22 protein-coding genes are annotated in these 26,217 nt (G+C 71.8%); 19 read left to right on the top strand and 3 right to left on the bottom strand.

The window, feature by feature from the left end; translation table 11 throughout:
- Window positions 1-72: 72 nt before the first annotated feature.
- The 7 genes from PV682_RS26735 (at window position 73) to aac(3) (ending at window position 7,191) form a co-directional block, all read left to right on the top strand.
- Complete coding sequence (locus tag PV682_RS26735; RefSeq protein ID WP_319734179.1) at window positions 73-1,089, top strand: 1-aminocyclopropane-1-carboxylate deaminase; 1,017 nt, start codon at window positions 73-75, stop codon at window positions 1,087-1,089.
- An 83-nt stretch (window positions 1,090-1,172) separates the two neighbouring features.
- On the top strand, window positions 1,173-2,219 hold the full coding sequence (locus tag PV682_RS26730; RefSeq protein ID WP_319734177.1) for a LacI family DNA-binding transcriptional regulator: 1,047 nt from the start codon (window positions 1,173-1,175) through the stop codon (window positions 2,217-2,219).
- A gap of 197 nt (window positions 2,220-2,416) precedes the next feature.
- Window positions 2,417-3,703: an ABC transporter substrate-binding protein gene (locus tag PV682_RS26725; protein ID WP_319734175.1), complete on the top strand. Its 1,287-nt coding sequence runs from the start codon at window positions 2,417-2,419 to the stop codon at window positions 3,701-3,703.
- 1 nt (window position 3,704) lies between these two features.
- On the top strand, window positions 3,705-4,676 hold the full coding sequence (locus PV682_RS26720) for a carbohydrate ABC transporter permease (protein WP_319734173.1): 972 nt from the start codon (window positions 3,705-3,707) through the stop codon (window positions 4,674-4,676).
- Entirely contained in the window at window positions 4,666-5,532 is an 867-nt protein-coding gene (locus PV682_RS26715; protein ID WP_205123673.1) for a carbohydrate ABC transporter permease, read from the top strand. The genes PV682_RS26720 and PV682_RS26715 overlap by 11 nt, the downstream gene beginning before the upstream one ends.
- 198 nt (window positions 5,533-5,730) lie before the next feature.
- Window positions 5,731-6,285: a TetR/AcrR family transcriptional regulator gene (locus PV682_RS26710; RefSeq protein ID WP_319734170.1), complete on the top strand. Its 555-nt coding sequence runs from the start codon at window positions 5,731-5,733 to the stop codon at window positions 6,283-6,285.
- 57 nt (window positions 6,286-6,342) lie between these two features.
- Window positions 6,343-7,191 (top strand): aminoglycoside 3-N-acetyltransferase, encoded by an 849-nt coding sequence (gene aac(3), locus PV682_RS26705; protein ID WP_319734168.1) that lies wholly within the window; start codon window positions 6,343-6,345, stop codon window positions 7,189-7,191.
- Between the two features lie 340 nt (window positions 7,192-7,531).
- Here aac(3) and PV682_RS26700 read toward each other — a convergent pair whose 3' ends face one another.
- Window positions 7,532-8,692: a hypothetical protein gene (locus PV682_RS26700; RefSeq protein ID WP_319734166.1), complete on the bottom strand. Its 1,161-nt coding sequence runs from the start codon at window positions 8,690-8,692 to the stop codon at window positions 7,532-7,534.
- Window positions 8,689-9,630 carry a 5-dehydro-4-deoxyglucarate dehydratase gene (locus tag PV682_RS26695; RefSeq protein WP_319734163.1) on the bottom strand — a complete coding sequence of 314 codons (942 nt, stop codon included), beginning with the start codon at window positions 9,628-9,630 and terminating at the stop codon, window positions 8,689-8,691. The genes PV682_RS26700 and PV682_RS26695 overlap by 4 nt, the downstream gene beginning before the upstream one ends.
- A gap of 251 nt (window positions 9,631-9,881) precedes the next feature.
- Here PV682_RS26695 and PV682_RS26690 point away from each other — a divergent pair, with 251 nt between their 5' ends.
- The 8 genes from PV682_RS26690 (at window position 9,882) to PV682_RS26655 (ending at window position 20,323) form a co-directional block, all read left to right on the top strand.
- Window positions 9,882-10,691 (top strand): NAD-dependent epimerase/dehydratase family protein, encoded by an 810-nt coding sequence (locus tag PV682_RS26690; protein WP_319734161.1) that lies wholly within the window; start codon window positions 9,882-9,884, stop codon window positions 10,689-10,691.
- Between the two features lie 294 nt (window positions 10,692-10,985).
- Window positions 10,986-11,756: a DeoR/GlpR family DNA-binding transcription regulator gene (locus PV682_RS26685; protein ID WP_319734159.1), complete on the top strand. Its 771-nt coding sequence runs from the start codon at window positions 10,986-10,988 to the stop codon at window positions 11,754-11,756.
- Window positions 11,757-11,805: 49 nt separating this feature from the next.
- On the top strand, window positions 11,806-13,140 hold the full coding sequence (locus tag PV682_RS26680) for an ABC transporter substrate-binding protein (protein WP_319734157.1): 1,335 nt from the start codon (window positions 11,806-11,808) through the stop codon (window positions 13,138-13,140).
- Window positions 13,137-14,048, top strand: a complete 912-nt coding sequence (locus PV682_RS26675; RefSeq protein WP_319734155.1) for a carbohydrate ABC transporter permease — start codon at window positions 13,137-13,139, stop codon at window positions 14,046-14,048. The genes PV682_RS26680 and PV682_RS26675 overlap by 4 nt, the downstream gene beginning before the upstream one ends.
- A complete protein-coding gene (locus PV682_RS26670; RefSeq protein ID WP_319734153.1) occupies window positions 14,045-14,869 on the top strand; it encodes a carbohydrate ABC transporter permease in 825 nt (274 codons plus the stop codon). Before PV682_RS26675 ends, PV682_RS26670 begins: the two co-directional genes overlap by 4 nt.
- A 31-nt stretch (window positions 14,870-14,900) precedes the next feature.
- Window positions 14,901-15,893 carry a zinc-dependent alcohol dehydrogenase family protein gene (locus PV682_RS26665; protein WP_319734151.1) on the top strand — a complete coding sequence of 331 codons (993 nt, stop codon included), beginning with the start codon at window positions 14,901-14,903 and terminating at the stop codon, window positions 15,891-15,893.
- Between the two features lie 140 nt (window positions 15,894-16,033).
- Window positions 16,034-18,994: a S8 family serine peptidase gene (locus PV682_RS26660; protein WP_319734149.1), complete on the top strand. Its 2,961-nt coding sequence runs from the start codon at window positions 16,034-16,036 to the stop codon at window positions 18,992-18,994.
- A 129-nt stretch (window positions 18,995-19,123) separates the two neighbouring features.
- Complete coding sequence (locus PV682_RS26655; RefSeq protein ID WP_319734226.1) at window positions 19,124-20,323, top strand: TerD family protein; 1,200 nt, start codon at window positions 19,124-19,126, stop codon at window positions 20,321-20,323.
- A gap of 175 nt (window positions 20,324-20,498) precedes the next feature.
- Here PV682_RS26655 and PV682_RS26650 read toward each other — a convergent pair whose 3' ends face one another.
- Window positions 20,499-21,770 carry an MFS transporter gene (locus PV682_RS26650; protein ID WP_319734147.1) on the bottom strand — a complete coding sequence of 424 codons (1,272 nt, stop codon included), beginning with the start codon at window positions 21,768-21,770 and terminating at the stop codon, window positions 20,499-20,501.
- Between the two features lie 208 nt (window positions 21,771-21,978).
- On the opposite strand from PV682_RS26650, the gene PV682_RS26645 reads away from it, so the two are divergent.
- From PV682_RS26645 to araD, 4 genes are all read left to right on the top strand, one after another.
- Window positions 21,979-22,740, top strand: coding sequence for an MBL fold metallo-hydrolase (locus PV682_RS26645; protein WP_319734145.1), 762 nt, complete (start codon window positions 21,979-21,981; stop codon window positions 22,738-22,740).
- A 133-nt stretch (window positions 22,741-22,873) separates the two neighbouring features.
- Entirely contained in the window at window positions 22,874-23,530 is a 657-nt protein-coding gene (locus PV682_RS26640; RefSeq protein WP_319734143.1) for a GntR family transcriptional regulator, read from the top strand.
- Window positions 23,527-24,438 carry a dihydrodipicolinate synthase family protein gene (locus PV682_RS26635; protein WP_319734141.1) on the top strand — a complete coding sequence of 304 codons (912 nt, stop codon included), beginning with the start codon at window positions 23,527-23,529 and terminating at the stop codon, window positions 24,436-24,438. The genes PV682_RS26640 and PV682_RS26635 overlap by 4 nt, the downstream gene beginning before the upstream one ends.
- Window positions 24,435-26,168, top strand: a complete 1,734-nt coding sequence (gene araD, locus PV682_RS26630) for an L-arabinonate dehydratase (RefSeq protein ID WP_319734139.1) — start codon at window positions 24,435-24,437, stop codon at window positions 26,166-26,168. The genes PV682_RS26635 and araD overlap by 4 nt, the downstream gene beginning before the upstream one ends.
- The last annotated feature ends 49 nt before the right edge of the window (window positions 26,169-26,217 follow it).

The raw sequence follows: 26,217 nt of genomic DNA, 5'->3' as shown, positions 1-26,217 counted from the left end.
CCGCCCCCTGGAAGCCCGCCGAGACACTCCGCGACACGCCGAGACACTCCGAGACATGTTCGGGAGAACCTCATGTCCCTTTCCTCGTACGACCGTTACCCCCTCCTCTTCGGCCCCTCCCCGGTCCACCCCCTGGAGCGCCTCACCGAGCACCTCGGCGGCGCCGCCCTGTGGGCCAAGCGCGAGGACTGCAACTCCGGTGTGGCGTACGGCGGCAACAAGACGCGCAAGCTGGAGTACCTGGTCGCCGACGCGCTCGCGAAGGGGTGCGACACGCTCGTGTCGATCGGCGGGGTGCAGTCCAACCACACCCGCCAGGTCGCCGCCTGCGCCGCCCGCGCCGGGCTCAAGTGCGTGCTGGTGCAGGAGAGTTGGGTGGACTGGCCGGACTCCGTGTACGACAAGGTCGGCAACATCCTCATCAGCCGCCTGGCCGGCGCGGACGTCCGGCTCGTGAAGGCCGGGTTCGGGATCGGGTTCAAGGAGAGCTGGGAGCTGGCGCTCCGGGAGGTCGAGGAGTCGGGCGGCACGCCGTACGCGATCCCGGCCGGCGCCTCCGACCACCCGCTCGGCGGGCTCGGGTTCGCCGGGTGGGCGTACGAAGTCGCCGAGCAGGAGCGCGCGTTGGGCGTCTTCTTCGACACGGTCGTGGTCTGTTCCGTCACCGGCTCCACGCAGGCCGGGATGGTCGCCGGGTTCGCGGCGCTGGAGGAGGCGGGCGGGCGCCCCCGTCGCGTGCTCGGTATCGACGCCTCGGCGAAGCCCGCCGAGACGCGGACGCAGATCGCCCGCATCGCGCAGGGCACCGGCCGACTCATCGGCGTCGAGCGGGAGTTGACCGAGGCGGACGTCGAGCTGGACGAGCGCTACCACGCCGGGATCTACGGCGTCCCGGACGGGACGACCCTCGACGCGATGCGCCTCGCGGCCCGCACGGAGGGCATGGTCACCGACCCGGTGTACGAGGGCAAGTCGATGGCGGGCATGGTCGATCTGGTCCGGCGGGGCGAGATCGGCGCCGAATCGACCGTCCTGTACGCCCACTTGGGCGGGCAGCCGGCGCTGAACGCGTACAGCGCGCTGTTCTGAGCGGCCGAAGTCGGCGCCGCGCGCAGGGCGCAGGCCCACACGAGAGGATCATGTTCCCGCCCTGGCCGGATACAGTTCACCCCGTGTGGGCCGACGAAGAGCGACAGAAGCCGCGTATCGAGCAGCCTGACGGCCCGAGCCGCCGGGCCACGATCCATGACGTGGCCCGGCTCGCGGGCGTCTCGCGGCAGACGGTCTCGCGCGCGGTCAACGACAAGGGCGAGATCGACCCGGCGACGAAGGAACGCGTCCTGGAGGCCGCCCGGCTGCTGGACTACCGGCCGAGCCGGTTCGCGCGCGGCATGGTCCGCAAGGGCGCGGTGACCGCAGGTCTGGTCATTCCCGACCTGCGCAACCCGTTCTTCCCCGAGGTCGCCGCCGGGGTCCTGGAGGCCGCCGAGCAGCGCGGCTGGCAGGTCGTCGTCTGCGACACCCGCTCCGACGGCGCCCGTGAGCGCGAGGCGCTGGACATGCTGTCCCACCAGGCGGACGCGGTCGTCGGCTACTTCAAGAACGAGGACGACGTACTGGCCCGCCACCTCGGCGGCGTCCCCCTCGTCCTGCTCGAACGCGGCCCGCAGCAGACCCGGTTCGCGGCCGTCGGCATCGACGCGGCGGGCGGCCTCGAAGCGGGGATGGCGCACCTCGTGCGCGCGGGGCACCGCCGGATCGGCATGCTGGACGGCGACCGCTCGACCGGGCCCGGACCCCGGCGCGAGGCGTTCCTCGCGCAGGCCCGGCGGCACGGGCTCGACCTCGACGAGCGGTGGGTCGTGCAGTGCGCCGAGCACAGCGTCGCCGGCGGCGAGCGGGGGATGGAGCGGCTGCTGGACGTGCACCACCCCGAGATGACGGCCGTGTTCGGGTTCAACGACCTGATCGCGGTCGGCGCGATGCGCACCGCGCGCCGGCGCGGGCTGACCGTCCCCGGCGACCTCGCGGTGCTGGGCTTCGACGGGCTCTCGCTCGGCACCCTCGTCGAACCCGCGCTCACCACCCTCGACCTGGACAAACGCCGGCTCGGGCGGCTGGCGATCGAGCAGGTCGCGCGGCTGCGCGCGGGGGAGGAACCGCTGTCGGGCGAGGACGCCTGGGTGACGCCCGAGCTGGTGGTGCGGGCCTCCGCCTGAGGGGTCCGCCCGGGATCTGTCCTGCTGACATGACGTCAGCACGTTCCCCGTGTACGTGTCTTGACACTGGTTTTCGGCCGCCCCAATACTCGACGGCAACGTTCCCGTGAACGTTCACGGGAACGTTCACGAGGACATCGACATCGTTGTCTTCCCCGTCCTCGTAAAGCGAGCCGCTCGTGATGGAACACCGAACGATGTCCCGCAGACGCCTCCTCGGGGTCTCCCTCGGCGGCGCCGGTGGGGCCCTGCTGGGCCTGTCCGGCTGCGGGTCGAGCAGCGGCTCGGCCTCGGCCGGCACCGACCACCTGAGCCTGTGGTACTGGAAGGGCGCGCTGAGCGAGAAACTCCTCGCCACCGCCCGCAGCGCGGTCCCCGGCGTGCCGGGGCTGAAGGTGCGCGGCGCGCAGATGCCGTCCGGCGAGATCGACTCGAAGGTGCGCACCAGCCTCGCCGCCCGCGCCTTCGTCCCCGACATCACCGTCGCGAACTCCGACAACCTCGCGACGTTCTTCCCCGACGAGCACGAGTTCCTCGACCTGCGGGACTACGGCGCGCAGAAGGTCCAGGGCCGGTACCTCGACTGGAAGTGGAAGAGCTGCTTCACCCCCTCCGGGCGCATGATCGGCTTCCCGCTCGACGCCGGTCCGACCGCCCTGTACTACCGCCGCGACCTCTTCCAGAAGGCGGGGATCGCCTACGAACCCGCCGACGTGGCCCGGGAGTTGTCGACTTGGGAGCAGTACATCGAGGCCGGGAGGAAGCTGCGCGCGGGCAACGGCCCGTACCTGGTCAGCAACATCGGCAACGTCTTCCAGCAGGCGATGCTCCAGAGCACCAAGCAGTTCGTCGACTCCGGCAACCGCTTCATCGGCGACCAGGCACACGTACGGCGGGCCTGGGACATCTCCGTCGAGATCCTCAGGCAGGGCCTCGCCGCCCGGATCTCCGACGGCACCCCCGACTACAACGCGGCGATGAACGGCAACCGCATCGCCACCATGACGACAGCGGTGTGGGCGATCAACGGCCTCAAGGACACGGCGCCGAAGTCGGCCGGCCTGTGGCGGCTCACGACCATGCCCAACGGGCCCGCGAACTACGGCGGTTCGTACATGACGCTGACCCGCTACTGCCGGGAGCCGGAGCGCGCGTTCGCCTTCCTGACCTGGCTGCTCAGCCCGGCCAACCAGCTCAAGTCCTACCAGGAGTCGGCCCTGTTCCCCACCACCCCGGCCGCGTACGCGGATCCCGCGATGCACCAGGCCGACCCCTTCTTCGGCGGCCAGCGGCCCATCGACGTCTTCGGTCCGGCCGCGCAGAAGGCGCCGGTCCTCTACTTCAGCCCCTACGAGGAGATCGCGAACACGCCGTTCTTCCAGGAGCTGACCAACGTCCAGACGCTCGGCAAGAACCCCGACCGCGCCTGGCGGGACGCCGTGCGCAGCGCCGAGTCCGCACTCGTCAGAGTGGGGGTGAGCTGACGTGGCCGCCGTCGCCGAACGCCCGGCGCGGAAACGGCCGTTGGTGCGCCGTACGTCGTCCACCGCGCCCGGCGGACGCGGGCGGCACCTCGGGCCGTGGCTCGCCATCGCGCCGTTCTACGTGCTGTTCGCCGTCTTCGGGGCGTTCCCCGTGGTGTTCTCGCTGTACCTGTCCTTCCAGGACTGGGACGGGATCGGGAGCATGCGGTTCGTGGGGCTCCAGCAGTACGGATGGCTGCTCCAGGACTCGGTGTTCTGGCACTCGGTGCTCAACACCTTCGAGATCTGGCTGCTGTCGACGGTGCCGATGCTGTTCCTGGCGCTGGTGCTCGCGTTCCTGCTGCACTCGCAGGTGCGGTTCGGCGGGGCGCTCAAGGTCGCGTACTTCATCCCCAACGTGACCTCGATGGTCGCGATGACGATCGTCTTCGGGTCGGTGTTCGCGCAGACCGGGCTCCTCAACTCGGGCCTGAGATCGGTGGGGTTGGACGGGGTCGGCTGGCTGTCCTCCGAGTGGGGGATCAAGTCGGCGATCTCACTGATGATCATCTGGCGGTGGGTCGGTTACAACGCGCTGATCTTCCTCGCCGGGATCCAGGCCATCCCGACCGAGCACTTCGAGGCGGCGCGGATGGACGGCGCGAACAGCTGGCAGACCCTGTTCCGGGTCGTCGTACCGCAGTTGCGGCCGGTGATCCTGTTCGCGGCCGTCACCTCCACCATCAACGGGCTCCAGATCTTCACCGAGTCGCAGGTGCTGTTCCAGACCGACGACGTCGGGACGCTGGGCGGGCCGGGTCAGGAAGGGATGACCATCGTGCTGTACCTGTGGGAAAAGGCTTTCAAGGACCACCAGTTCGGGTACGGCGCCGCGATGGGCTGGGTGCTGTTCGCGATCATCGCGGTGTTCACGATCGTCAACTGGCGTCTGGTGTCCGGGCGTCGGGACGGGGGGTCGCGCCGTGGCCGCTGACGAGAGGCAGAGCGCGGGGCTCGCGATCGGCTCCGGCAGCCGGGTCACCCGGATCGCCGTGCGCGTCGTCCTCCTGCTGGGTGTGCTGGTCTCGCTGTTCCCCTTCTACTGGCTGGTGGTGATGGCGTCCGGCACGACGCAGGACATCTACCGCTATCCGCCGAAGCTGGTGCCGGGGCCGCATCTCCTCGACAACATGAAGCGGGTCGTCGACTCCGTCGATTTCTTCGGGTCATTGTTCAACACGGTCGTCGTCGCGGTCGTCGGGACGGCGCTGGTGCTGTTCTTCGACTCCCTCGCCGCGTTCGCCTTCGCCAAGTACGACTTCCCGGCGAAGCGGTTCATGTTCGGCATGCTGCTGATGACGTACATGATCCCGGCCCAGCTCTCCCTCGTGCCGCAGTTCGTGACGATGGCGGAGTTCGGGTGGGCCGGGTCGCTCAAGGCGCTCATCGTGCCCGGCGCGGCCAACGCGTTCGGCATCTTCTGGATGCGGCAGTACGCGGAGAACTCGCTGCCGGACGAACTGCTGGACGCCGGACGCATCGACGGGGCCGGGTTCTTCCGGCTGTACTGGAAGATCGCGCTGCCGATGTTCCGGCCGGCGCTGGCGTTCCTCGGCATCTTCACGTTCATCGGGCTGTGGAACGAGTACATCTGGCCGCTCGTCGTGATGATCGACCCCGAGAAGGTGACCTTGCAGGTGGCGCTCGCGAACCTCAACGTCCTTTACCAGGCGGACTATTCACTGGTGATGGCCGGGGCGCTGATGAGCGTGGTGCCGCTGATCGTCGTGTTCCTGATCGGGGCGCGGCACTTCCTGCGGGACCTGGCGGCGGGGGCGACGAAGATGTGACGGTCTTCGGCGCGCGGGGGAGGCACTTCCGGTGGGGCTGTCGAGGCTGCGGCCGGGGGTGCTTTTCCCGTTCCGGGGACGCCGTGCGCCGTGCCGGGGAGGGGGGCGCTGAGTGCCGTGGAGTGTGCCGGGGGCCGTTCGCGGTCCGTGCTCGGCACAATACGGTGGAGACAGCCCCGGCGCGCGAGGAGTTACCCGATGACGCAGGTCAAGCCCATGCGTGCGGACGCCCGCCGCAACTACGAACGCCTGCTGAAGGCCGCGGCCGAGGCGTTCGCCGAACACGGGGAGCACGCGTCCCTCGACGACATCGCCAAGCGCGCGGGCGTCGGGTCCGGCACCCTCTACCGCCACTTCCCCACGCGCCAGGCCCTGTTGGAGGCGGCGTACCTCGACCGGATGGAGGCGCTCGGGCTGCGCGCCGACGAACTCGGCGCCGGTCTGCCGCCCGGCCGGGCGCTGGCGGAGTGGCTCCACGAACTCTGCGTCGTCACGATCCAAGTGCGGGGCATGCGGGCCCTGTTGGGGTCGGCCGTGACCGGTGCGAACGCCAGTGTCTGCGGGACGCGGATGAAGGAGGCGGCGGGACGGCTGGTCGAACGGGCCCAGGAGGCGGGGTTCCTGCGGGGTGACCTGACGACGGTCGACGTACTGCTGCTGGCCCACGGGGTGGCCACGGCAGCGGAGTTGGGGCAGGAGGAGGGGCAAGTGGGGCGGTACGTGGAGGTGTTGGTGGCGGGGATGCGGGCGTAGGGGTACGGGGCGAAATCGGTTGCCCCGGCGCCACGGCCCGGCGATAGGTTCGTGACCATGGACGAGACGGCCCTGCTCAAGCGCTCCGGCGGCCCTGTCACCCGGAGCCGGATCGGCCGTGACCTGGCCGCGCTCGGCCTCGGGAGCGGCGACGTCGTCATGTTCCACACGCGGATGTCCGCCATCGGGTACGTCGCGGGCGGGCCGCCGACGGTGATCGGGGCCCTCCAGGACGTCGTCGGGCCGGCCGGGACCCTCATGGTGACCTGCGGCTGGAACGACGCGCCGCCGTACGACTTCGGCACCTGGCCGCAGGAGTGGCAGGACGCCCTGCGGGCCGAACATCCCGCGTACGACGCCGGGTCGAGCGAGGCCGATCACGGCAACGGCCGTCTGCCGGAGGCGTTGCGCCGTCTGCCCGGGGCCGTCCGCAGCCGCCACCCGGACGCCAGTTTCGCGGCCCTCGGCCCGGCGGCCGACGCCCTGATGTCCGACCACCCCTGGAACGACCCCCACGGCCCCGGCACCCCTCTCGCGAGGCTGGTCGCGCTGGGCGGCCGGGTCCTGCTGCTCGGCGCCCCCCTCGACACCCTGACCCTCCTCCACCACGCGGAGGCCCTCGCCGACGCCCCCGGCAAGCGGTACGTCGACTACGAGCAGCCGGTCCTGGAGGAGGGCCGCCGCGTCTGGCGCCGCTTCCACGACATCGACTCGGAGGAGGGGGCGTTCGACTACACGCCGGTGGTGCCGGAGGGGGAGGAGCCGTTCGCGGTCATCGCGCGAGACATGCTCGCGGCGGGGATCGGGCGGCGGGGGGTGGTCGGGGCGGCGGAGAGCCACCTGTTCGAGGCGGGGGAGGCGGTGGCTTTCGCGCGTGCGTGGATCGAGGAGAAGCTGGCGGGGTAGGGGCGGGAGAGGCTGGCGCGCGCCCGCGCGTGAGAGACGAAGGCGGAGCCGGGCTCTGCCGCGCGCCCGCGTGCGCGGTGGGATGGGGCGACGGGTGCTGGGACGGGCGGGGTGCCTGCGCGCGGTGGTGGGCCGGGGGAGCAACCCGAGCTGATCGCGAGTGGCTCGCGTCGGCCTGAGGTGCTCCGCGCCGAGCGGAAGCCGTCGGCCGGGGGCGTCCCGAACCCGGCGCCCGAGCCCGTCACCCCCGGTACCGCCCCCGGCCCGAGCCCGCTGCCCCCAGCGCTCGCGCCTTGTCCGAGCCCGTGGGCTCAGAGTGCCCCCAGCCTGAGGCGCCGCCTCAGCGCGCGGCCAGCGCCCCCCGAGTCACCTCCAGGTCCGCGTCCGACGCGAGCCCCGCGTGGTACAGCCGGATCTCCGTCGCCCCCAGTGCCCGCGCGCGGGCGATGTCGTCCGTGAGGTCGGCGGGGCGGCCCCCCATCGCGGAGACGATGCCGAAGTTCGCGGCGAGGACGGCGGGCCGGCCGGTCTCGGCGAACGGGGGGAGGAGCTGCGGCCCGCCCGCGCAGGGGACGACGACGCCGTCGGCGACGGAGAGGATGTGGGCGGGGTCGACGCCCGGGTTGGCGCCGACGTGGTAGGTCACGGGGTCGGCGTGCAGGAGGATCTGGAAGCCGGCCGGGGCGGCGGCGCGGACGGCGTTCACGGCGGCCTCCTGGAGCGTGCGGGCCCGCTCGTCGCGCCACGCGCGCGTGGCCGTCGTGTACGTCTCGCCGAGGAGCTTCTCGACGCCCGTCCACCCCTCGTCGTCCGGTGCCCCCTGCCACAGCGGCTCCAGGGCCCGGCGTACGGCGGCGGCGAGCGCGTCGGGGTCGGCGCCGTGTGCGGCGTACCCGTCGCGGCAGGCGGCGCAGAAGCACAGGGCCATCAGGTACAGCCCGGCGTCGCCCAGCGGCACGCCGCCGGTCTTGTCGTGGGCGTGCAGGTGCTGGAGCCCGTACCAGCCGAGGGACTCCAGTTCGGTGCCGGCGGCGCCGGGGCGTACGGCGGCCTCGGCGGCGAGGTCGATCAGGTACGCGCGCGTGTCGGGCTGGGCGATGCAGGGCGCCCAGGGGTAGCGGTCGCCGTACGCGTTGACCACGGACGTGGCCGGGTGCTCGGCGCCGAGGCGGGAGTTGTGGGCGAGGACGACCCAGGTGTGGATCTCCAGGCCGGCCGAGGAGAGGGCCTCGGCGGCCTCCGAGAAGGCTTCTCCGGGCGCCCAGGCCCCTGCGGGGTTCGGGCGGAGGGTCCGGCCCTCCCAGCGCGCGTCAGGGCCGTACAGGACCGCCGCGTGCTCGGCGGTGACGATGCGGTGGCGGGGGTGGCGGGGCGTCAGGGCGCGCGTCGAGTGGTAGGCGGCGGCCAGCGTCGCCTGCTCCACGCCGAGGGAGGCGATCCGGGCGGGGGCCCCGGGGTCGCCGTTGACGTCCCAGGGGTAGACGAACGTCGACGCCTTCACTTGTCCTCCTCCAGCAGCGCGTGTCCGCGCTCGATCAGCTGCGCGAGCCGCTTCACATGATCCTCGGCCGGCTCGTGCAGCGGCGGCCGGACCTCGCCGACGGCGAGCCCGCGCATGCGCACGGCGGCCTTGACGAGGGAGACGGCGTACCCGCGCCCCTGCGCGCGCAGTTCGACGTACGGCCGGAAGAACCCGTCGAGGAGCCGGTTCACGGTGGCGTCGTCGCCCTCGCGCAGCGCGCGGTGGAACGCGCCCGCGATCTCGGGGGAGAAGCAGAACACGGCGGACGAGTACAGCGTGACGCCCAGCGCGCGGTACGCGAGCTGCGTCTGCTCGGCGGTCGGCAGCCCGTTGAAGTACAGGAAGTCGCCGGGGACCTCGCTGCGCACGGCGCTGACGACGCGCTGCATCAGGTCGAGGTCGCCGTACCCGTCCTTGAGGCCGACGACGCCCTCCGTGCGCGCGAGTTCGACGACCGTCTCGGGGGTGAAGACGGCGTTGTCGCGCTGGTAGACGATCACCGGGAGCGGTGTCGCGGCGGCCACCTCGCGGTAGTGCCGCAGCAGCCCCTCCTGCCCGGCGACGACCAGGTAGGGCGGCAGGACGAGCAGCCCGTCGGCGCCCGCCGCGTGTGCCGCGCGCGCGTACCGGACGGCGAGCCGTGTCCCGTACCCCGCGCCCGCGACGACCGGGACGCGCCCGGCGGTCTCCTCGACGGCCGCGCGCACGCATGCCTCGAACTCGTCCTGGTCGAGCGCGTGGAACTCACCGGTGCCGCAGCACGCGAAGACGGCCGCCGCGCCCGCGTCGACCCCCGCGCGTACGTGCGCGCGGAAGGCGTCGAGGTCGAGGGAGCCGTCGGGGCCGTAGGCGGTGACGGGGAAGAAGAGGGGCCCGGTGGGGGCGCTCAGGCGGTCGGCGAGAGGGGCGGTCGGCACGGGCTCTCCCTGGCGGTCGGGCGACCGCAGCGGCAACGCGGTCACGCTTCTGATCGGCGTACATATTTATGAACATAGCCACCCTAAGGAGCCCTGTTGCGGCGGGTCAAGCGGGCGGAGGTGCTCCCGGAAGCGGATCTCCCGCCTCCGTGGCCCCTTGACGGGGGACGGCGGGAAACTTAGCTTGTCCAAGCATGTGAATATTGATCACGCATGCGCCCTGTACGTCCACGCGATGAGGAGACCCGAGGATGCCCGCTCCGCGCACCGTCCTGCTCACCGGCGCCGCCGGTGGCCTCGGCACCCTGATGCGGGGCCTGCTCCCGGAGTACGGCTACGACCTGCGCTGCCTCGACCTCGTCCCGGTCGACGGCGACCCCGGCGCGATCACCGCCGACCTCGCCGACCGCGACGCCCTCGCGGAAGCCGTACGGGGCGTCGACGCGATCGTCCACCTCGCGGGCATCTCCCTGGAATCCTCGTTCGAGAAGATCCTCAGGGCAAACATCGAGGGCACCTACAACCTGTACGAGGCCGCCCGCGCGCAGGGCGTGCGCAGGATCGTCTTCGCCTCCTCGAACCACGCCGTCGGCTACACCCCGCGCCCGCGCGAGGGCGACCCGCTCGTCCCGGTCGACACGCCGCGCCGCCCCGACACGTTCTACGGCCTGTCGAAGTCCTTCGGCGAGGACCTGGCGCAGTTCTACTGGGACAAGCACGGCCTGGAGACCGTCTCCGTGCGCATCGGCTCCTGCTTCGCCGAACCGACCTCCGTACGGATGCTGTCGCTCTGGATGAGCCCCGCCGACGGCGCCCGCCTCCTGCACGCCGCGCTGACCGCCGAGAACGTCGGCCACACCGTCGTGTACGGCTCGTCCGCGAACACGCGCCTGTGGTGGGACCTCACCTCCGCGCGGGCGCTGGGCTACGACCCGCAGGACGACTCCGAGCCGTACGCCGAGAAGCTGATCGCCGAGCAGGGGGAGCTCCAGGACGGCAACGAGGCGCACGAGTACCTCGGCGGCGGTTTCGTGACGGACCCGCCGATCTGGCCCCACTGACCCCCCACGGGATCATGCGGGCGGGCACCGAACGGGCCCGCCCGCAGCCCTTCCGGGCACCGGCCCTGCCCGCACCGCCCCTGCCGCGCAGGTCCGTAGCGGGCACGCGCGCGGCGAAACGGGCCCGAACGGGCCGCGTCGGCCGTGTGACGGACCTGTTCAGCACCCCACCCCGCCGGTAGAACTTCCTCCGAGAGCCCGAACGGGCCCGACGACCCTCTGATGGGCCGTCAAGGGCCCTGAGGGGCCGCTGTGCGCCCGAACGGGCGCCGAGGCGCCCAGGAGGTGGTGGACGTGGATCCCAGGACCGCAGAGGAGCGTCAGCGCGAGATCGTCCGCGTCGCCCGCGCCACCGGCTCCGTCGACGTCACCGCCCTCGCCGCCGACCTGGGCGTCGCCAAGGAGACCGTACGGCGCGACCTGCGCGCCCTGGAGGACCACGGCCTCGTCCGGCGCACCCACGGCGGCGCCTACCCCGTCGAGAGCGCCGGCTTCGAGACGACCCTCGCGTTCCGCGCCACCAGCCACCTTCCCGAGAAACGCCGTATCGCCGCCGCCGCTGCCGGACTCCTCGGCGACGCCGAGACCGTCTTCGTCGACGAGGGCTTCACCCCGCAGCTCATCGCCGAGGCCCTGCCCCGCGACCGCGCGCTGACCGTCGTCACCGCCTCCCTCCCCGTCGCGGGCGCCCTCGCGGCGGCCGGCGACATCTCCGTGCTGCTGCTCGGCGGGCGCGTGCGCGCGGGGACGCTCGCCACCGTCGACCACTGGACGACGAAGATGCTCGCCGGGTTCGTCGTCGACCTCGCCTACCTCGGCGCCAACGGCATCACGCGCGAGCACGGGCTCACCACGCCCGACCCGGCCGTCGGCGAGGTCAAGGCACAGGCCGTACGCGCCGCGCGCAGGGTCGTCTTCACCGGCGTGCACGCCAAGTTCGGGGCGGTGAGCTTCTGCCGGTTCGCCGAGGTGGGGGCGCTGGAGACGATCGTCACGAGCACGGCGCTGTCGGCGGGCGAGGCGCATCGGTACTCGCTGATGGGGCCGCAGGTCTTGAGAGTTTGAAAAACCAACTCAGTTCACTGTGAGCAATCAACTCAGTAGGGAGCGTCCCATGCGCGTCCCGCGTCTGCTGTCCGCCCTCACTCTCCTCCTCTCCGGCTGCTGGACCGGCGCCGGCGGCTCCGGTTCCGGCGGCGACTCCATCAACGTCCTGATGGTCAACAACCCCCAGATGACCGAACTCCAGAAACTCACCCCCGACCACTTCACGAAGCGGACCGGCATCAAGGTCAACTTCACCGTCCTGCCCGAGAACGACGTCCGCGACAAGATCAGCCAGGACTTCGCCAACCAGGCCGGCCAGTACGACGTGGCCACCCTCTCCAACTACGAGATCCCCATCTACGCCCGCAACGGCTGGCTCCACCCCATGGACACCTACCTCGCGAACGACCCCGCGTACGACGAGCAGGACGTCCTCGCCCCCATGCGCGAGTCCCTCACCGGCGACGACGGAAAGCTCTACGGGCAGCCCTTCTACGGCGAGTCCTCGTTCCTGATGTACCGCAAGGACGTCCTCGCCGCCCACGGCCTCACGATGCCCGCCCGCCCCACCTGGACCCAGGTCGCCGCCCTCGCCGCGCGGCTCGACGGCGCACAACCCGGCATGAAGGGCATCTGCCTGCGCGGCCTCCCCGGCTGGGGCGAGGTCATGGCCCCCCTCACGACCGTCGTCAACACCTTCGGCGGCACCTGGTTCGACAAGGACTGGAAAGCCCGCCTCGACTCCCCGCAGTGGCGGCGGGCCGTCTCGTTCTACGTCGGCCTCGTCCGCGACCACGGCGAGTCCGGCGCCGCCCAGTCCGGCTTCGCCGAGTGCCTCAACAACATGACCCAGGGCAAGACCGCCATGTGGTACGACGCCACCTCGGCGGCCGGCTCCCTGGAGGCCGACGGCTCCCCGGTGAAGGGGAAGATCGGCTACACCCCCGCCCCCGTCGAGAAGACCGACGCCTCCGGCTGGCTCTACACCTGGGCCTGGGGCATGGAGAAGGCGTCCCACAACGCCGACAGGGCCTGGAAGTTCATCTCCTGGGCCTCCGGCAAGCAGTACGAGCGACTGGTCGGCGAACAGATCGGCTGGGCCAACGTCCCGGCGGGCAAACGCGGTTCGACGTACACCTACCCCCAGTACCGGCAATCCGCCGCCGCCTTCCAGGAGATGACCCGCGCGGCCATCGAGGCGGCCCGCCCGAACGACCCCGGCGTCCAGCAACGCCCCGCGCCCGGCATCCAGTTCGTCGGCATCCCCGAATTCACCGACCTGGGCACCAAGGTCTCGCAGGAGATCAGCGCGGCCATCGCGGGCCGCCAGTCCGTCGACTCGGCGCTGCGCAAGGCCCAGCGGCTCGCCGAGCAGGTCTCCGAGGAGTACGAGGGACGATGACCGCAATCGCCGTACGGCCGACCGGAGTTGCCCCACGCCTGCGCGCCTGGGCCACCCGCGCCCCGCTGCTGCCCGCCCTGGTCTTCATGATCGTCGTCACCCAACTGCCGTTCGTGGCAACCGTGGTGATCTCCTTCTTCGACTGGAACGCCCTCTACCCCGACGCCCGCCGCTTCACCGGCCTCGACAACTACCAGCAGGTACTCACCGATCCGGACCTGCGCCGCTCCGTGTGGACGACCGTCCTGCTGACAGCGGCCGTCGTGATCGCCAGCCTCCTGATCGGCCTCGCGCTGGCCCTGCTGCTCGACCGCCGCTTCAGGGGCCGGGGCATCGTCCGCACCCTGCTCATCGCGCCGTTCCTGGTCGTGCCGGTGGCCGCCGCGCTGCTGTGGAAGCACGTCCTCTACAACCCCGAATACGGCCTGCTGAACGGCCTGTTGCACTACGTCGGCGGACCGCAGCCCGACTGGATCTCGAACACCCCGCTGCTCGCCGTCGAGGCCGCGCTCGTGTGGCAGTGGACGCCGTTCATGATGCTGATCCTGCTCGCCGGGCTCCAGAGCCGCGACCGCGAGCAGATCGAGGCCGCCCGCGTCGACGGCGCCGGGGACTGGCAGGTGTTCCGGCACCTCACGCTGCCGCACCTGCGCCGCTACCTCGAACTCGGCGCGCTGCTCGGCTCGATCTACATCGTGCAGAACTTCGACGCCGTCTTCACCATCACCTCCGGCGGCCTCGGCACCGCCAACCTCCCCTACACCGTGTACCAGAGCTTCTACCAGGCCCACGAGAACGGGCTCGCCTCGGCCGCCGGCGTCCTCGTCGTCATCGGCTCGCTCGTCATCGCCACGCTCGCGCTGCGCGTGGTGTCGTCCCTGTTCCGCGAGGAGGTGTCGCGCGCGTGAACGCCGTACGCAGCAAGGGACTCGGGCTGCTGGCCTGGTTCCTGGGGATCGTGTTCTTCCTGCCGGTCGCGTGGATGGCGCTGACGTCGTTCCACTCCGAGAGCGACGCGGCGACCAACCCGCCTTCTTTCACGGCCGCGTTGACGCTCGACGGCTACCGGGACTTCTTCGGCGTCGGCGGCGGGGCGAGCCCCTGGCCGTCGCTGATCAACTCGGCGGTGGCGTCGGTGAGTTCGACGCTGCTGGTGCTGCTGCTCGCACTGCCGGCCGCGTACGCGCTGTCCATCCGGCGGGTGCGGAAGTGGACCGACGTGCTGTTCTTCTTCCTGTCGACGAAGATGCTGCCCGTCGTCGCCGGGCTGCTGCCGATCTACCTGTTCGCGAAGAACGCCGGACTCCTCGACAACATCTGGCTGCTGGTCCTGCTCCACACGTCCATGAACCTGCCGATCGCCGTGTGGATGATGCAGTCCTTCCTGTCCGAGGTGCCGGCCGCGGTGATCGAGGCCGCGCGGGTCGACGGGGCGCGGCTGCCGACCGTGCTGCTGCGGGTCGTCGCGCCGATCGCGCTGCCCGGGATCGCGGCAACCGCCTTGATCTGCTTCATCTTCAGCTGGAACGAGCTGCTGTTCGCCCGGGTGCTGACCGGGGTCGTCGCCGAGACCGCGCCCGTCTTCCTCACCGGGTTCATCACCAGCCAGGGGCTGTTCCTCGCGAAGGTGTGCGCCGCGTCCCTCGTCGTCTCGCTGCCGGTGCTGGCGGCGGGGTTCGCGGCGCAGGACAAGCTCGTCCAGGGGCTGTCGCTGGGGGCCGTCAAGTGAACGCTCGTACAACGGAGTTGGGAGACCTGATATGAAGGCCGCCGTCATCGAGTCCGTGGGCCGCGCCGTCGTCACCGAGGTCCCGGACCCGACACCGGGCCCCCGCGAGGTCGTCGTAGAGGTCGCCGCCTGCGGCCTGTGCGGCACCGATCTGCACATCCTCCAGGGCGAGTTCGCCCCCAGCCTGCCGATCGTGCCGGGCCACGAGTTCGCGGGCGAGATCGTCGGACTCGGCTCCCAGGTCACCGAGTTGGCGATCGGCGACCGGGTCGCCGTCGACCCCTCCCTGTACTGCCACGAGTGCGCCTACTGCCGCACCGGCCACAACAACCTCTGCGAACGCTGGGCCGCCATCGGCGTCACCACGGCCGGCGGAGCGGCCCGCTACGCCCTCGCCCCGGCCGCCAACTGCGTACGCCTGCCGGACCACATCCGCACCCAGGACGCGGCGCTCGTGGAACCGCTGTCCTGCGCGGTGCGCGGATACGACGTGCTCAGGGCACGCCTCGGCGCGCACGTCCTGATCTACGGCTCGGGCACGATGGGCCTGATGATGCTGGAGCTGGCCAAGCGGACGGGCGCGGCGAGCGTCGACGTCGTCGACGTCAACCCGGCCCGGCTGGCGACGGCGAGGCTGCTCGGGGTGTCCAAGTCGGCTGTCGGAGCAGACGAGTTGGACCGTCCCCGGGGCTGGGACATCGTCGTCGACGCGACCGGGAACGCGGCGGCGATCCAGGACGGGCTGGGGCGCGTCGCCAAGGCGGGCACGTTCCTCCAGTTCGGCGTCGCCGACTACGCGACGCGGGTCACCATCGACCCGTACCGCGTCTACCACCAGGAGATCACCATCACCGGTTCGATGGCCGTCCTGCACAGCTTCGAGCGGGCGGCGGAGCTGTTCGCGGGCGGGGTGCTCGACCCGGACGTGTTCATCAGCGACCGGCTGCCGCTGGAGAGCTACCCGCAGGCGCTGGAGCAGTTCGCGAAGGGCGTGGGGCGCAAGGTGGTCGTCGTACCCCGGTAGGGGTTTCGGCAGGCACCATTCCCTTTCGGGCCGCACCCTGTGCACCATGAACCGCCAACCGCCACAAGGCGGTTGGCGACTTCCCGTACGACTCATGGAAAGGGCGAGGCCCTTTCCTCCCTTGTCTCTGGGGGGACTTCATGAACCGAAGACCAGCAACGGTCGGCGTGTCCGTCGCCGCCCTGCTCCTGGCCGCCGCACCCTTCGCGGCGCCAACCGCCGCGGCGGACACCGCAGATGCCCCGGCCTCCATATCCGGCCGCTATCTCGTCACCCTCACCGACCAGCCGATCGCCACCTACGACGGCGGAGTCGACGGCATCCCCGCGACCAAGCCGGACGCGGGCGAGAAGGTCGACGTCACCACCGACGAGGCCCGCCGCTACCGCACCCACCTCGTCGACGAGCAGAACGCGGCGGCGAAGAAGGTCGGCGCGAAGGTCGCCCGCCACTACTCCGTCACCACCAACACCTTCTCCGCGAAGCTGACTCCGGCCCAGATCCTCAAGCTCGCGGCGACCAAGGGCGTCGTCTCCGTGACCCCCGACCGGGTCCACAAGGCGACCGACGACAAGAACTCCGTCGACTACCTGCACCTGTCGGGCCGCAAGGGACTCTGGTCGGCGCTCGGCGGCACCGCCAACGCCGGCAAGGGCGTCGTCATCGGCGACCTCGACACCGGCATCTGGCCCGAGAGCGCCTCCTTCGCCGCGCCCGCCCTCACCGCGGCCAAGCCCCCGGCCTGGGACAAGTACCGCCCCTACCTGAGGGGTACGACGACCGTCATGCGCAAGACGGACGGCGCGACCTTCACCGGGACCTGCGAGACCGGCGAGGAGTTCACGGCCGCCGACTGCAACCGCAAGGTGATCAGCGCCCGCCAGTACGGCGACGCCTGGCGCGAGTGGGTGCCCGAGGCCAACCGCCAGGACTACATGTCCCCGAGGGACGGCGGCGGCCACGGCTCGCACACCGCGTCCACGGCGGCCGGCAACACCAACGTGCCCGCCTCGATCGACGGCCGCTCCTACGGCAAGATCTCCGGCGTCGCCCCGGGCGCCGCCATCGCCGTCTACAAGGTGCTCTGGGAGAGCAAGGACGGCACCCAGTCCGGCGGCCTGACCAGCGACATCGTCGCCGCGATCGACCAGGCCACCGCCGACGGCGTCGACGTCATCAACTACTCGATCGGCAGCGACTCCGAGTCCCCCGTGGACGACCCGATCCAGATCGCGTTCCGCAACGCCGCCGCGGCCGGCGTCTTCATCTCCACCTCCGCCGGCAACTCGGGACCCGGCGCGAGCACGCTGGACAACATCGCGCCGTGGACCACGACCGTCGCCGCGAACACCATCGAGCCCTACAAGGGCACCGTCGTCCTCGGCAACGGCGAGCGCTACACCGGCATCAGCACGACGCTGACGGGTACGGTCGGCCCCGCGCCGCTGGTGCGCTCGACGGCCGTGAAGAACGCGGACGCGAGCGCCGCCGACGCCGCGATCTGCGCCCCCGGCACGCTCGATCCGGCGCTGGCGGCGGGCAAACTCGTCGTCTGCGACCGGGGTGTCGTCGACCGGGTCGCCAAGTCCGCCGAGGCCAAGCGCGCCGGCGCCGTCGGCCTGGTCCTCGTCAACGTCTCCCAGGGCAGCACCGACGGCGACTCGCACAGCCTGCCGACGGTCCACCTCAACATCCCGGACTCCACCACCGTCCGCACCTACGCCGCGGGCGCGGGCGCGACGGCGTCCCTCGTCGCCGGCGGCGCGGACATCGCCTACCCGCAGGTCGCCGGGTTCTCCTCGCGCGGACCCTCCCTCCAGAACAAGGGCGACATCCTCAAGCCGGACATCTCCGCGCCGGGCGTGACGATCCTCGCGGCCGTCGCCCCGCCGTCCAACCGGGGCCACGACTTCGACTTCTACTCCGGTACGTCGATGTCGGCGCCGCACATCACCGGGCTCGCCGCGATCTACCTGGCGCTGCACCCCAAGTGGTCGCCCATGGCCATCAAGTCGGCGATGATGACGACCACCACCCCCACCCTGACGCCCGAGGGCAAGCCCAGCGAGGACGTCTTCGCGCAGGGCGCCGGCGAGGTCTCCCCGTGGGGCATGCTGCGGCCCGGCCTCGTCTACGACTCCTCCGAACGCGACTGGCTGCGCTACCTGGAGGGCCTCGGCATCGACACCGGCACGGGCGCCGAGCCGATCGACGCCAGCGACCTGAACTCGGCGTCCATCGCCATCGGCGACCTCGTCGGCAGCCAGACCGTCACCCGTACGGTCACCGCCGTCACGCCGGGCGTCTACCGGGCCTCCGTCGACCTGCCGGGCGTCAAGGCGACCGTCAAGCCCTCCACCCTGCGGTTCACACGGCCGGGTGAGCGCAAGACGTTCACCGTGAAGCTCGACGTCACCTCCGCGCCCATCGGGGTCGCCGACACCGGGTCGCTGACCTGGACGTCCGGCCGTACGTCCGTCCGCAGCCCGATCGTCGTCACCCCGCAGGCCGTCCGCGCGCCCGCGCGGGTCACCGGCACGGGCGCCGCCGGGCAGGCCGCCTACCAGGTGACCTCGGCCGCCTCCGCGTTCACCGCGACGCCCACCGGGCCGGTCTCCGCCGCGCCCGAGAGCGGGACGCTGACCGGGGCCGACGAGGTCGACTACCTGCCGGCCCTGCCGGCCGGGACCAAGGCCGCCGAGATCACCGTGCGGTTCGGGGCGACGACCGGGGTCGTCGGGTTCGTGTACGGGCGGATCGTCGACGGACAGCTCGTCGACACCACCGTCGCGCTGCCCGACGCGCAGGGCGTCGCGAACGCCGTGCTGACGAAGCCGGAGGCGGGGACCTACCTCGTCGCCGTCATCCAGGAGGCCGGGGCGAGCACACCGGGGACGACGCCGTACACGTACCAGGTGAACGCGGTCGGCGCCGGTTCGGTTCCCGCCGGGGCACTGTCCGTGACGCCCGCGAAGGCGACCACCACGCCGGGGACGCCGCTGAACGTGACGGCCGCCTGGTCCGGGGTCGGGACCGGCGCCCGGTCCACCGGGTGGATCGAGTACGCGAACGGCGCGGGCACGGTGCTGAGCCTGAACTGAGGCTCCGCTCCTGAGCGAGGGTGGCCCCCGGCCGTCGGGCCCGGGGCCACCCGTTCGAGTGAAGACGGGACAGGGCGGCGGGTAAGGGAACGGCAAAGTGGTCTCGTTCGTTCACCCGGCATGACCGCTATGACCCCCGGCTCGAACATCCCCCTCCCCGTCGCGAGAGTGACGGTGGACGTCACCGCGCCCGTGCGGCTCGACGTGTCGGGCCTGCTGCTCACCGCCGACGGCAAGGTGCGCTCGGACGACGACTTCATCTTCTACAACCAGCCGAACGGCCCGGGGGTGACGTACCGCTCGGGCGGCGGCTCCGCGCCCGACGCGATCACCGTCGACACGGCCGCGCTCCCGCCCGGCATCGAGAAGATCGTCGTCACCGCCAGTCCCGACGCGGCGGGCCAGACCTTCCAGGGCATCGAACCGACGGCGACGATCCGGGGCGCCGACGACAACGCCGTCATCGCCTCCTTCACCCCGCCCCAGCTCGGCGCCGAGACCGCCCTCGTCATCGTCGAGATCTACCTCCGCAACGGCGCGTGGAAGGTTCGCGCGGTGGGGCAGGGGTACGCGAACGGGCTCGCGGGCATCGCGACGGACTTCGGGGTGACGGTCGAGGAACCCACGCCCACGCCCACGCCCGCGCCTGTGGCCCCTGCGCCGGTGGCGCCCGCCCCCACGCGGGCCGTCGCCTCGACGCCGCCGCCCGCCGCCGCGCCCCCGATGCCGGCCGCGCCGCCGCCCGGCGCCGGGAAGATCAACCTCGACAAGGGGCGCGTCAGCCTCCAGAAGAACCAGACGGTGTCCCTGGTCAAGGGCGGTCAGCCGCTCCTCGCCCAGGTCAAGATGGGCCTCGGCTGGGAACCGGCCTACCGGGGCCGCGACATCGACCTCGACGCGTCCGTCATCGCGTACGGGCCGCAGCGCAACCACGTCGACAGCTGCTACTTCGGCAAGCTGTCCATCCTCGGCGGCTCGATCAAGCACTCCGGCGACAACCTCACGGGCGAGGGCGGCGGTGACGACGAGGTGATCGTCGTCGACCTCGGCCGCATCCCGCAGGACGTCACCGGCCTCGTCTTCACCGTCAACTCCTTCTCCGGCCAGAAGTTCACCGAGGTCGCCAAGGCGTACTGCCGCCTCATCGACGCGGCGAGCGGCGAGGAACTGGTCCGCTTCGACCTCACCAACGCGGAGGCGCAGACCGGGGTGATGATGGCCAAGCTGATCAAGCAGTTCACGGGCGAGTGGGAGATGACCGCGATGGGCGAGTTCGTGAAGGCGCGGACGGTCCGCAACATGGTGAAACCGGCGGGGCAGGCGCTGTAGGGGACACCGGGACCGGGCGGGGCGACTGCTGCGAGGGCGCGCGGGAGGTCGCCCGGCGGCCGGGCGTGCAGTTGGGCGGTTGGGCGGGGGCCCCGATGGGCCGGACCTGTGCCGACCGCGGTGCGGGCGACGGAGGCCCGGTAAGCGGCGGAGGTTCCCCGCCCGGGCGCACCCTTCAGCGCACGGCCCGTTCGCCGCGCCCACCCCGCAGCAGCAGCGACCCCACCGCCAGCCACGTCACCCCGAGCACGACCAGCGCCGGCCGATAGTCGACCAGTTCGACCAATCCCGCGCCCACCCCGAGGCCGATCACGTTCGGTGAGTACACCAGCGTGTTCGCCGTGGCCACTGTCCGCCCGAGCACCGCGTCCGGCGTCTCCCGCTGCACGGCGGTCAGCGCGGCGATGAGGACGCACGGCAGCCCCGCCCCGATCGCCGCGCTGGACAGCAGCGCGACCCCGTCCGACGGCACCGCCCGCAGCGCCACCGCGACGGCCGTCACGGCGATCCCCCACGCCGCGAACCTCCGCTCCCCGAGCCACCGCAGGGCCCGCCCCGACAGCAGCCCGACACTCACGGAACCGGCCCCCTGCACGGCGTACAGCACCCCGGCGTACGAGGGGGAGCGGCCCAGCCCGTCGATCACCGCGTAGAACAGGGCACCGTTCAGCCCGGCGCACAGCATGGAGAAGCCGCCCGCGAGGACGAGGGGCCTCAGGCGGGGGTGGGCCCAGAGGTGACGGGCGCCGACGGAGGTGGGGGCGAGGAGACGGCGGAGGCGGGGGAGGGGGCGTTGGCGGCGGCGGGGGCGTTCAACTCGCTGTGCCTGTTCGGGCAGTGAGCGCGAGGCGTTCCGCGTATCCTCGGCGTCCCCTCCCGTCCGCAGCCCCGCGTACACCCCCGCCGCCACCACGAACGTCGCCGCGTCCAGCAGGACCACCGCCGGTCCGCCGTACAGCGTGTACAGCCCCGCCCCCGCGAGCGGCGACACCAGCTTCATGCCCTCGGTGATCGCCATGCGCAGCCCGTTGAAGTCGCCGAGCAGGGCCGCCGGGAGGGTGTTCGCGACGAGCGCGGCCTCGGCGGCGTCGTTGACGACGCCGGTCGCGCCATACACGAGGAGGACGCCGAGGACGAGCCAGGTGAGGCCGGGGGAGTCGACGGTGAGCAGGACCGGGAGGAGCGCGGCGAGGAAGAGGCTGGAGGCGATGAGGAGGGGCCGGCGCGGGAAGCGGTCCGCGAGCGTGCCGAGCAGCGGCCCCGCGAGCGTCGGCGCCCACATCGCCAGCATGCACAGCGCCGCGAGCCCGTCGGAGCCGGTGAGGTCCTTGACCCAGACGCCGGAGACCAGCCAGAGCGCCGAGGTCCCGAAGCCGGAGACCACGACGCCGGTGAGGTAGAGGGCCGCGTCACGATCCCGCAGGACGGCCCGGATGGTTGTCGTCATGCCTGGTCATCGTGGCTCTAAGGAGGGAGGCGGGGCATCGGGCATCAGCCTTAGGTACGACGGTGAGGACACACGGCCCCCTGAGGCCCGGGTGGCTCCCGAGGGGTACCCGGGTAGTCCGTACGGGGTATCCGGCGCCCCCTGCCCCCGCCGTGGATACCCCCGATTCCCCGGACGCCCCACCACCCCCACCCGTACCCTCCGACCCATGCCCCTGAGCCTCACAGTCCTCGGCACCGCCTCACCCCACCCGGCCCCCGACCGGCCCTGCTCGGGCTACCTCCTGCGCGGCGGCGGCGCCGAGATATGGGTGGACGCCGGGCCCGGAACGTTCGCGGAGTTGCAGCGGCACACCGACCCGAGCCGCCTCACGGCGATCTGGCTGTCGCATCTGCACGCCGACCACAGCGCCGACCTCCTCGCGGCGGTGTACGCGTTCGCGTTCGGCGGCATGACCCCGGCGGCGGCGATCCCGGTGTACGCGCCCCGCGACTGCGCGCTGCGGGTCGCCGGGTTCCTCGGCAAGGCCGACGTCCGCTTCCTCAGCGGAATCCTCGACTTCAGGCCCCTGTACGACGGCCTCCTCGTCCGGCACTGGAACCTGCGCCTCGCCGCCCGCGCGGTCCGGCACGACACGGAGGCGTACGGGCTGCGCGCGGAGTGCCAGGGCAGCGTGATGGCGTACTCGGGGGACACGGGACCGTGCGACGCGCTCACCGAACTCGCCACGGGCGCCGACGTGTTGCTGTGCGAGGCAGACATCGACCAGCACGACCGGCATCGCGGCGGCGAACAGGTGCACATGACGCCGGAGGACGCCGGGGAGGCGGCGCGCAAGGCGGGCGTACGGGAGCTGCTCGTCACGCACGTGGGACCGGCTCTCCAGCGGCAGACGGCGACCGGCCGCGCCGCGCTGGCATTCGGCGGCCCCACCCGGATGGCACGCGAGGGCGAGACGTTCCGGTTCTGACTTCTGTTCCTGACTTCTGTCAGAAGCATTGACGAACCCCTTACCCCCTCCCTACCTTCAACGCGTCGTACTTCGTACGTCATATATGAGACGCGATACGCGAGATCAGATACGCGACTTCCGAGAGGCGCGCATGACGTCTGTGCCCACGCCGATCCCCTCCCGGACGCAGTACGTCCTGGAGGAGATCAAACGCCGCATCCTCACCGGGCGCCTGACGCCCGGTCAGGCCCTGGTGGAGACCGAACTCGCCGCACATTTCGGGGTGTCGAAGACCCCGGTGCGCGAGGCGCTCAAGACCCTGGCCGGCACCGGGCTCGTCGTGATGAGCCAGTACAAGGGCGTCACGGTGCGCATGGTGGACGCGGACATGGCGCGCGAGGTCTACGACGTCCGGGTCCTGCTCGAACCGGAGGCGCTGAGGCGTACGGTGAGCCGGGGAGCCTCCCTGGACGCCGCGCGCGACGCGCTGACCCGCGCCGACGAGGCCGCCGACACCGCCGAACGCTCCCTCGCCAACCGGGAGTTCCACCGCGCGCTGTACCTGCCGTGCGGCAACCCGCTGCTCGGCCGGATGCTCGACGAGGTCCGCGACCAGGCCGCTCTGGTCTCCGCCGTCGCGTGGGCGGCCTCGCCGTCCTGGGAGCGCGAGGCCGGCGAGCACCGCGAGATCCTGCGGCTCGCCCTGGCCGGCGACGCGGACGGCGCCGCCCGTGCCCTGCACGCCCACATCGGATCCTTCGTCGAGCGGGCCTTCCCCCACGCGGCGAACCAGGAAGGTCAGGAATGAGCAACGTGGCGTTCGAGACCCAGCGCGCGGCCCTGGCCGACGTCGTCGCCATCCCGGTGACCCCGTTCGCCGAGGACGGCGGCGTCGACGAGACCGTCTGCCGGGCCCTGCTGCGCCGGCTCCTCGACGCCGGGATCACCACGCTCACCCCCAACGGGAACACCGGGGAGTACTACACGCTGACTCCCGAAGAGCGGCGCCGCATAACGGAGTTCACCCTCGAAGAGGTCGGCGACCGCGCCACGGTGCTCGTCGGCGTCGGCCACGACATCCCGAGCGCCGTCGAAGCCGCCCGCCACGCACGGGCGTTCGGCGCGCAGATGGTGATGGTCCATCAGCCGGTGCACCCGTACGTCTCGCAGGCCGGCTGGGTCGACTACCACCGCGAGATCGCCGAGGCCGTACCGGAGTTGGGCGTCGTGCCGTACGTCCGCAACGCGCAGCTGCGCGGCGAGCGGCTCGCGGAGCTCGCGGACGCCTGCCCGAACGTGATCGGCGTCAAGTACGCCGTCCCGGACGCCTCCCGGTTCGCGGCGTTCGCGCGGGACGCGGGCCTGGAGCGGTTCGTGTGGGTCGCGGGGCTCGCCGAGCCGTACGCCCCCTCGTACTTCTCGGCCGGCGCGACCGGCTTCACGTCGGGGCTCGTGAACGTCGCCCCGGCCGTCTCGCTGAACATGATCGAAGCGCTGCGATCCGGGGACTATCCGGCCGCGATGAAGGTCTGGGAGCAGATCCGGCGCTTCGAGGAACTGCGCGCGGCGGGCGGTTCCGCGAACAACGTCACCGTCGTCAAGGAGGCCCTGGCCTCGCTCGGCCTGTGCCGCAGGGAGGTGCGCCCGCCGAGCCGGACGCTGCCCGAGGACGAGCGCGCCGAGGTCGCCGCCATAGCCGCCGGGTGGTCCATATGAACGCACCGCGCACAGCACCGGAAGACCTGAGAAGCCATCAGTGGTACGGCACGGAAGGCCAGTTGCGCACCTGGTCGCACAACGCCCGTATGCGCCAGCTCGGTTACGAGTCCGAGGAGTACCGGGGCCGCCCGGTCATCGCCGTCCTCAACACCTGGTCCGACATCAACCCCTGCCATGTCCACCTGCGGGAACGCGCCGAGGCGGTCAAGCGGGGCGTGTGGCAGGCGGGCGGCTTCCCCCTCGAATTCCCGGTCTCCACCCTCTCGGAGACCTACCAGAAGCCGACCCCGATGCTCTACCGCAATCTCCTCGCCATGGAGACGGAGGAGCTGCTCAGGTCGTACCCGGTCGACGCGGCCGTCCTGCTCGGCGGCTGCGACAAGTCGACGCCCGCTCTCCTCATGGGCGCCGCATCGGCTGACGTGCCGTCACTCTTCGTGCCTGCGGGGCCGATGCTGCCCGGCCACTGGCGCGGCGAGACCCTCGGCTCCGGCACCGACATGTGGAAGTACTGGGACGAGCACCGCGCCGGAAATCTGACGGACTGTGAACTCCGGGAACTCCAGGGCGGGTTGGCGCGCAGTCCCGGGCACTGCATGACCATGGGCACGGCGTCCACGATGACCGCCGCCGCCGAGGTCCTCGGCATGACGCTGCCGGGCGCCTCCTCCATCCCGGCCGTCGACTCCGCGCACGAGCGGATGGCCGCCGCGTCAGGGCGCCGGGCCGTCGAACTGGCCTGGACCGGGCTGAAGCCGTCGACGATCCTGACGCGCGAGGCATTCGAGGACGCCGTCACGACCGTGCTCGGGCTCGGTGGCTCCACCAACGCGGTCATCCACCTCATCGCGATGGCGGGGCGCTCCCAAGTCGCCCTCACTCTCGACGACTTCGACCACATCGCCCGCACCGTCCCGGTCCTCGCCAACGTCCGCCCCGGCGGCCGGACCTACCTCATGGAGGACTTCTACTTCGCGGGCGGCCTGCCCGCCTTCCTGTCCCGCATCACCGACCTGCTGCACCTGAACAGGCCCACGGTGAACGGGACGTTGGGCGAACAGCTCGAAGGGGCCGTCGTCCACGACGACGACGTCATCCGCCCCCGCGACAACCCGGTCGCGGCCGAGGGCGGGGTCGCCGTCCTGCGCGGCAACCTGTGTCCCGACGGCGCGGTCATCAAGCACATCGCCGCCGACCAGAACCTCCTCAAGCACACCGGCCGCGCGGTCGTCTTCGACGACTACAAGACCATGCAACGCACCATCAACGACCCGCAGTTGGGCATCACCGCCGACAGCGTCCTGGTCCTGCGCGGCTCCGGGCCCAAGGGCGGTCCGGGGATGCCCGAGTACGGCATGCTGCCGATCCCCGACCACCTGCTCAAGCAGGGCGTCCGCGACATGGTCCGCATCTCCGACGCCCGCATGAGCGGCACGAGTTACGGCGCCTGCGTCCTGCACATCGCGCCCGAGTCGTACGTCGGCGGCCCCCTCGCCCTGGTCCGCACCGGCGACACCATCACGCTGGACGTCGCCGCCCGCACCCTCCAACTCGACGTGGACGACGACGAGTTGGCTCTGAGGCGGGCGAACTGGACGCCTCCGACCACCCGTTACGAGCGCGGCTACGGCGCCCTCTACAACGAGCAGATCACGCAGGCCGACACCGGCTGCGACTTCGAGTTCCTCGCGCGCCCCGGCAAGGTCCAGGACCCGTACGCCGGCTGAACCACCGCACGGCACCACCGCAGCACACCGCCAGGCACCCGCCTGCCTG

Source organism: Streptomyces niveiscabiei, from assembly GCF_033794345.1.
Lineage (GTDB): Bacteria > Actinomycetota > Actinomycetes > Streptomycetales > Streptomycetaceae > Streptomyces > Streptomyces niveiscabiei.
The sequence above is the reverse complement of the archived record's forward strand: the minus strand, read 5'-3'. Positions and strand labels throughout refer to the sequence as shown.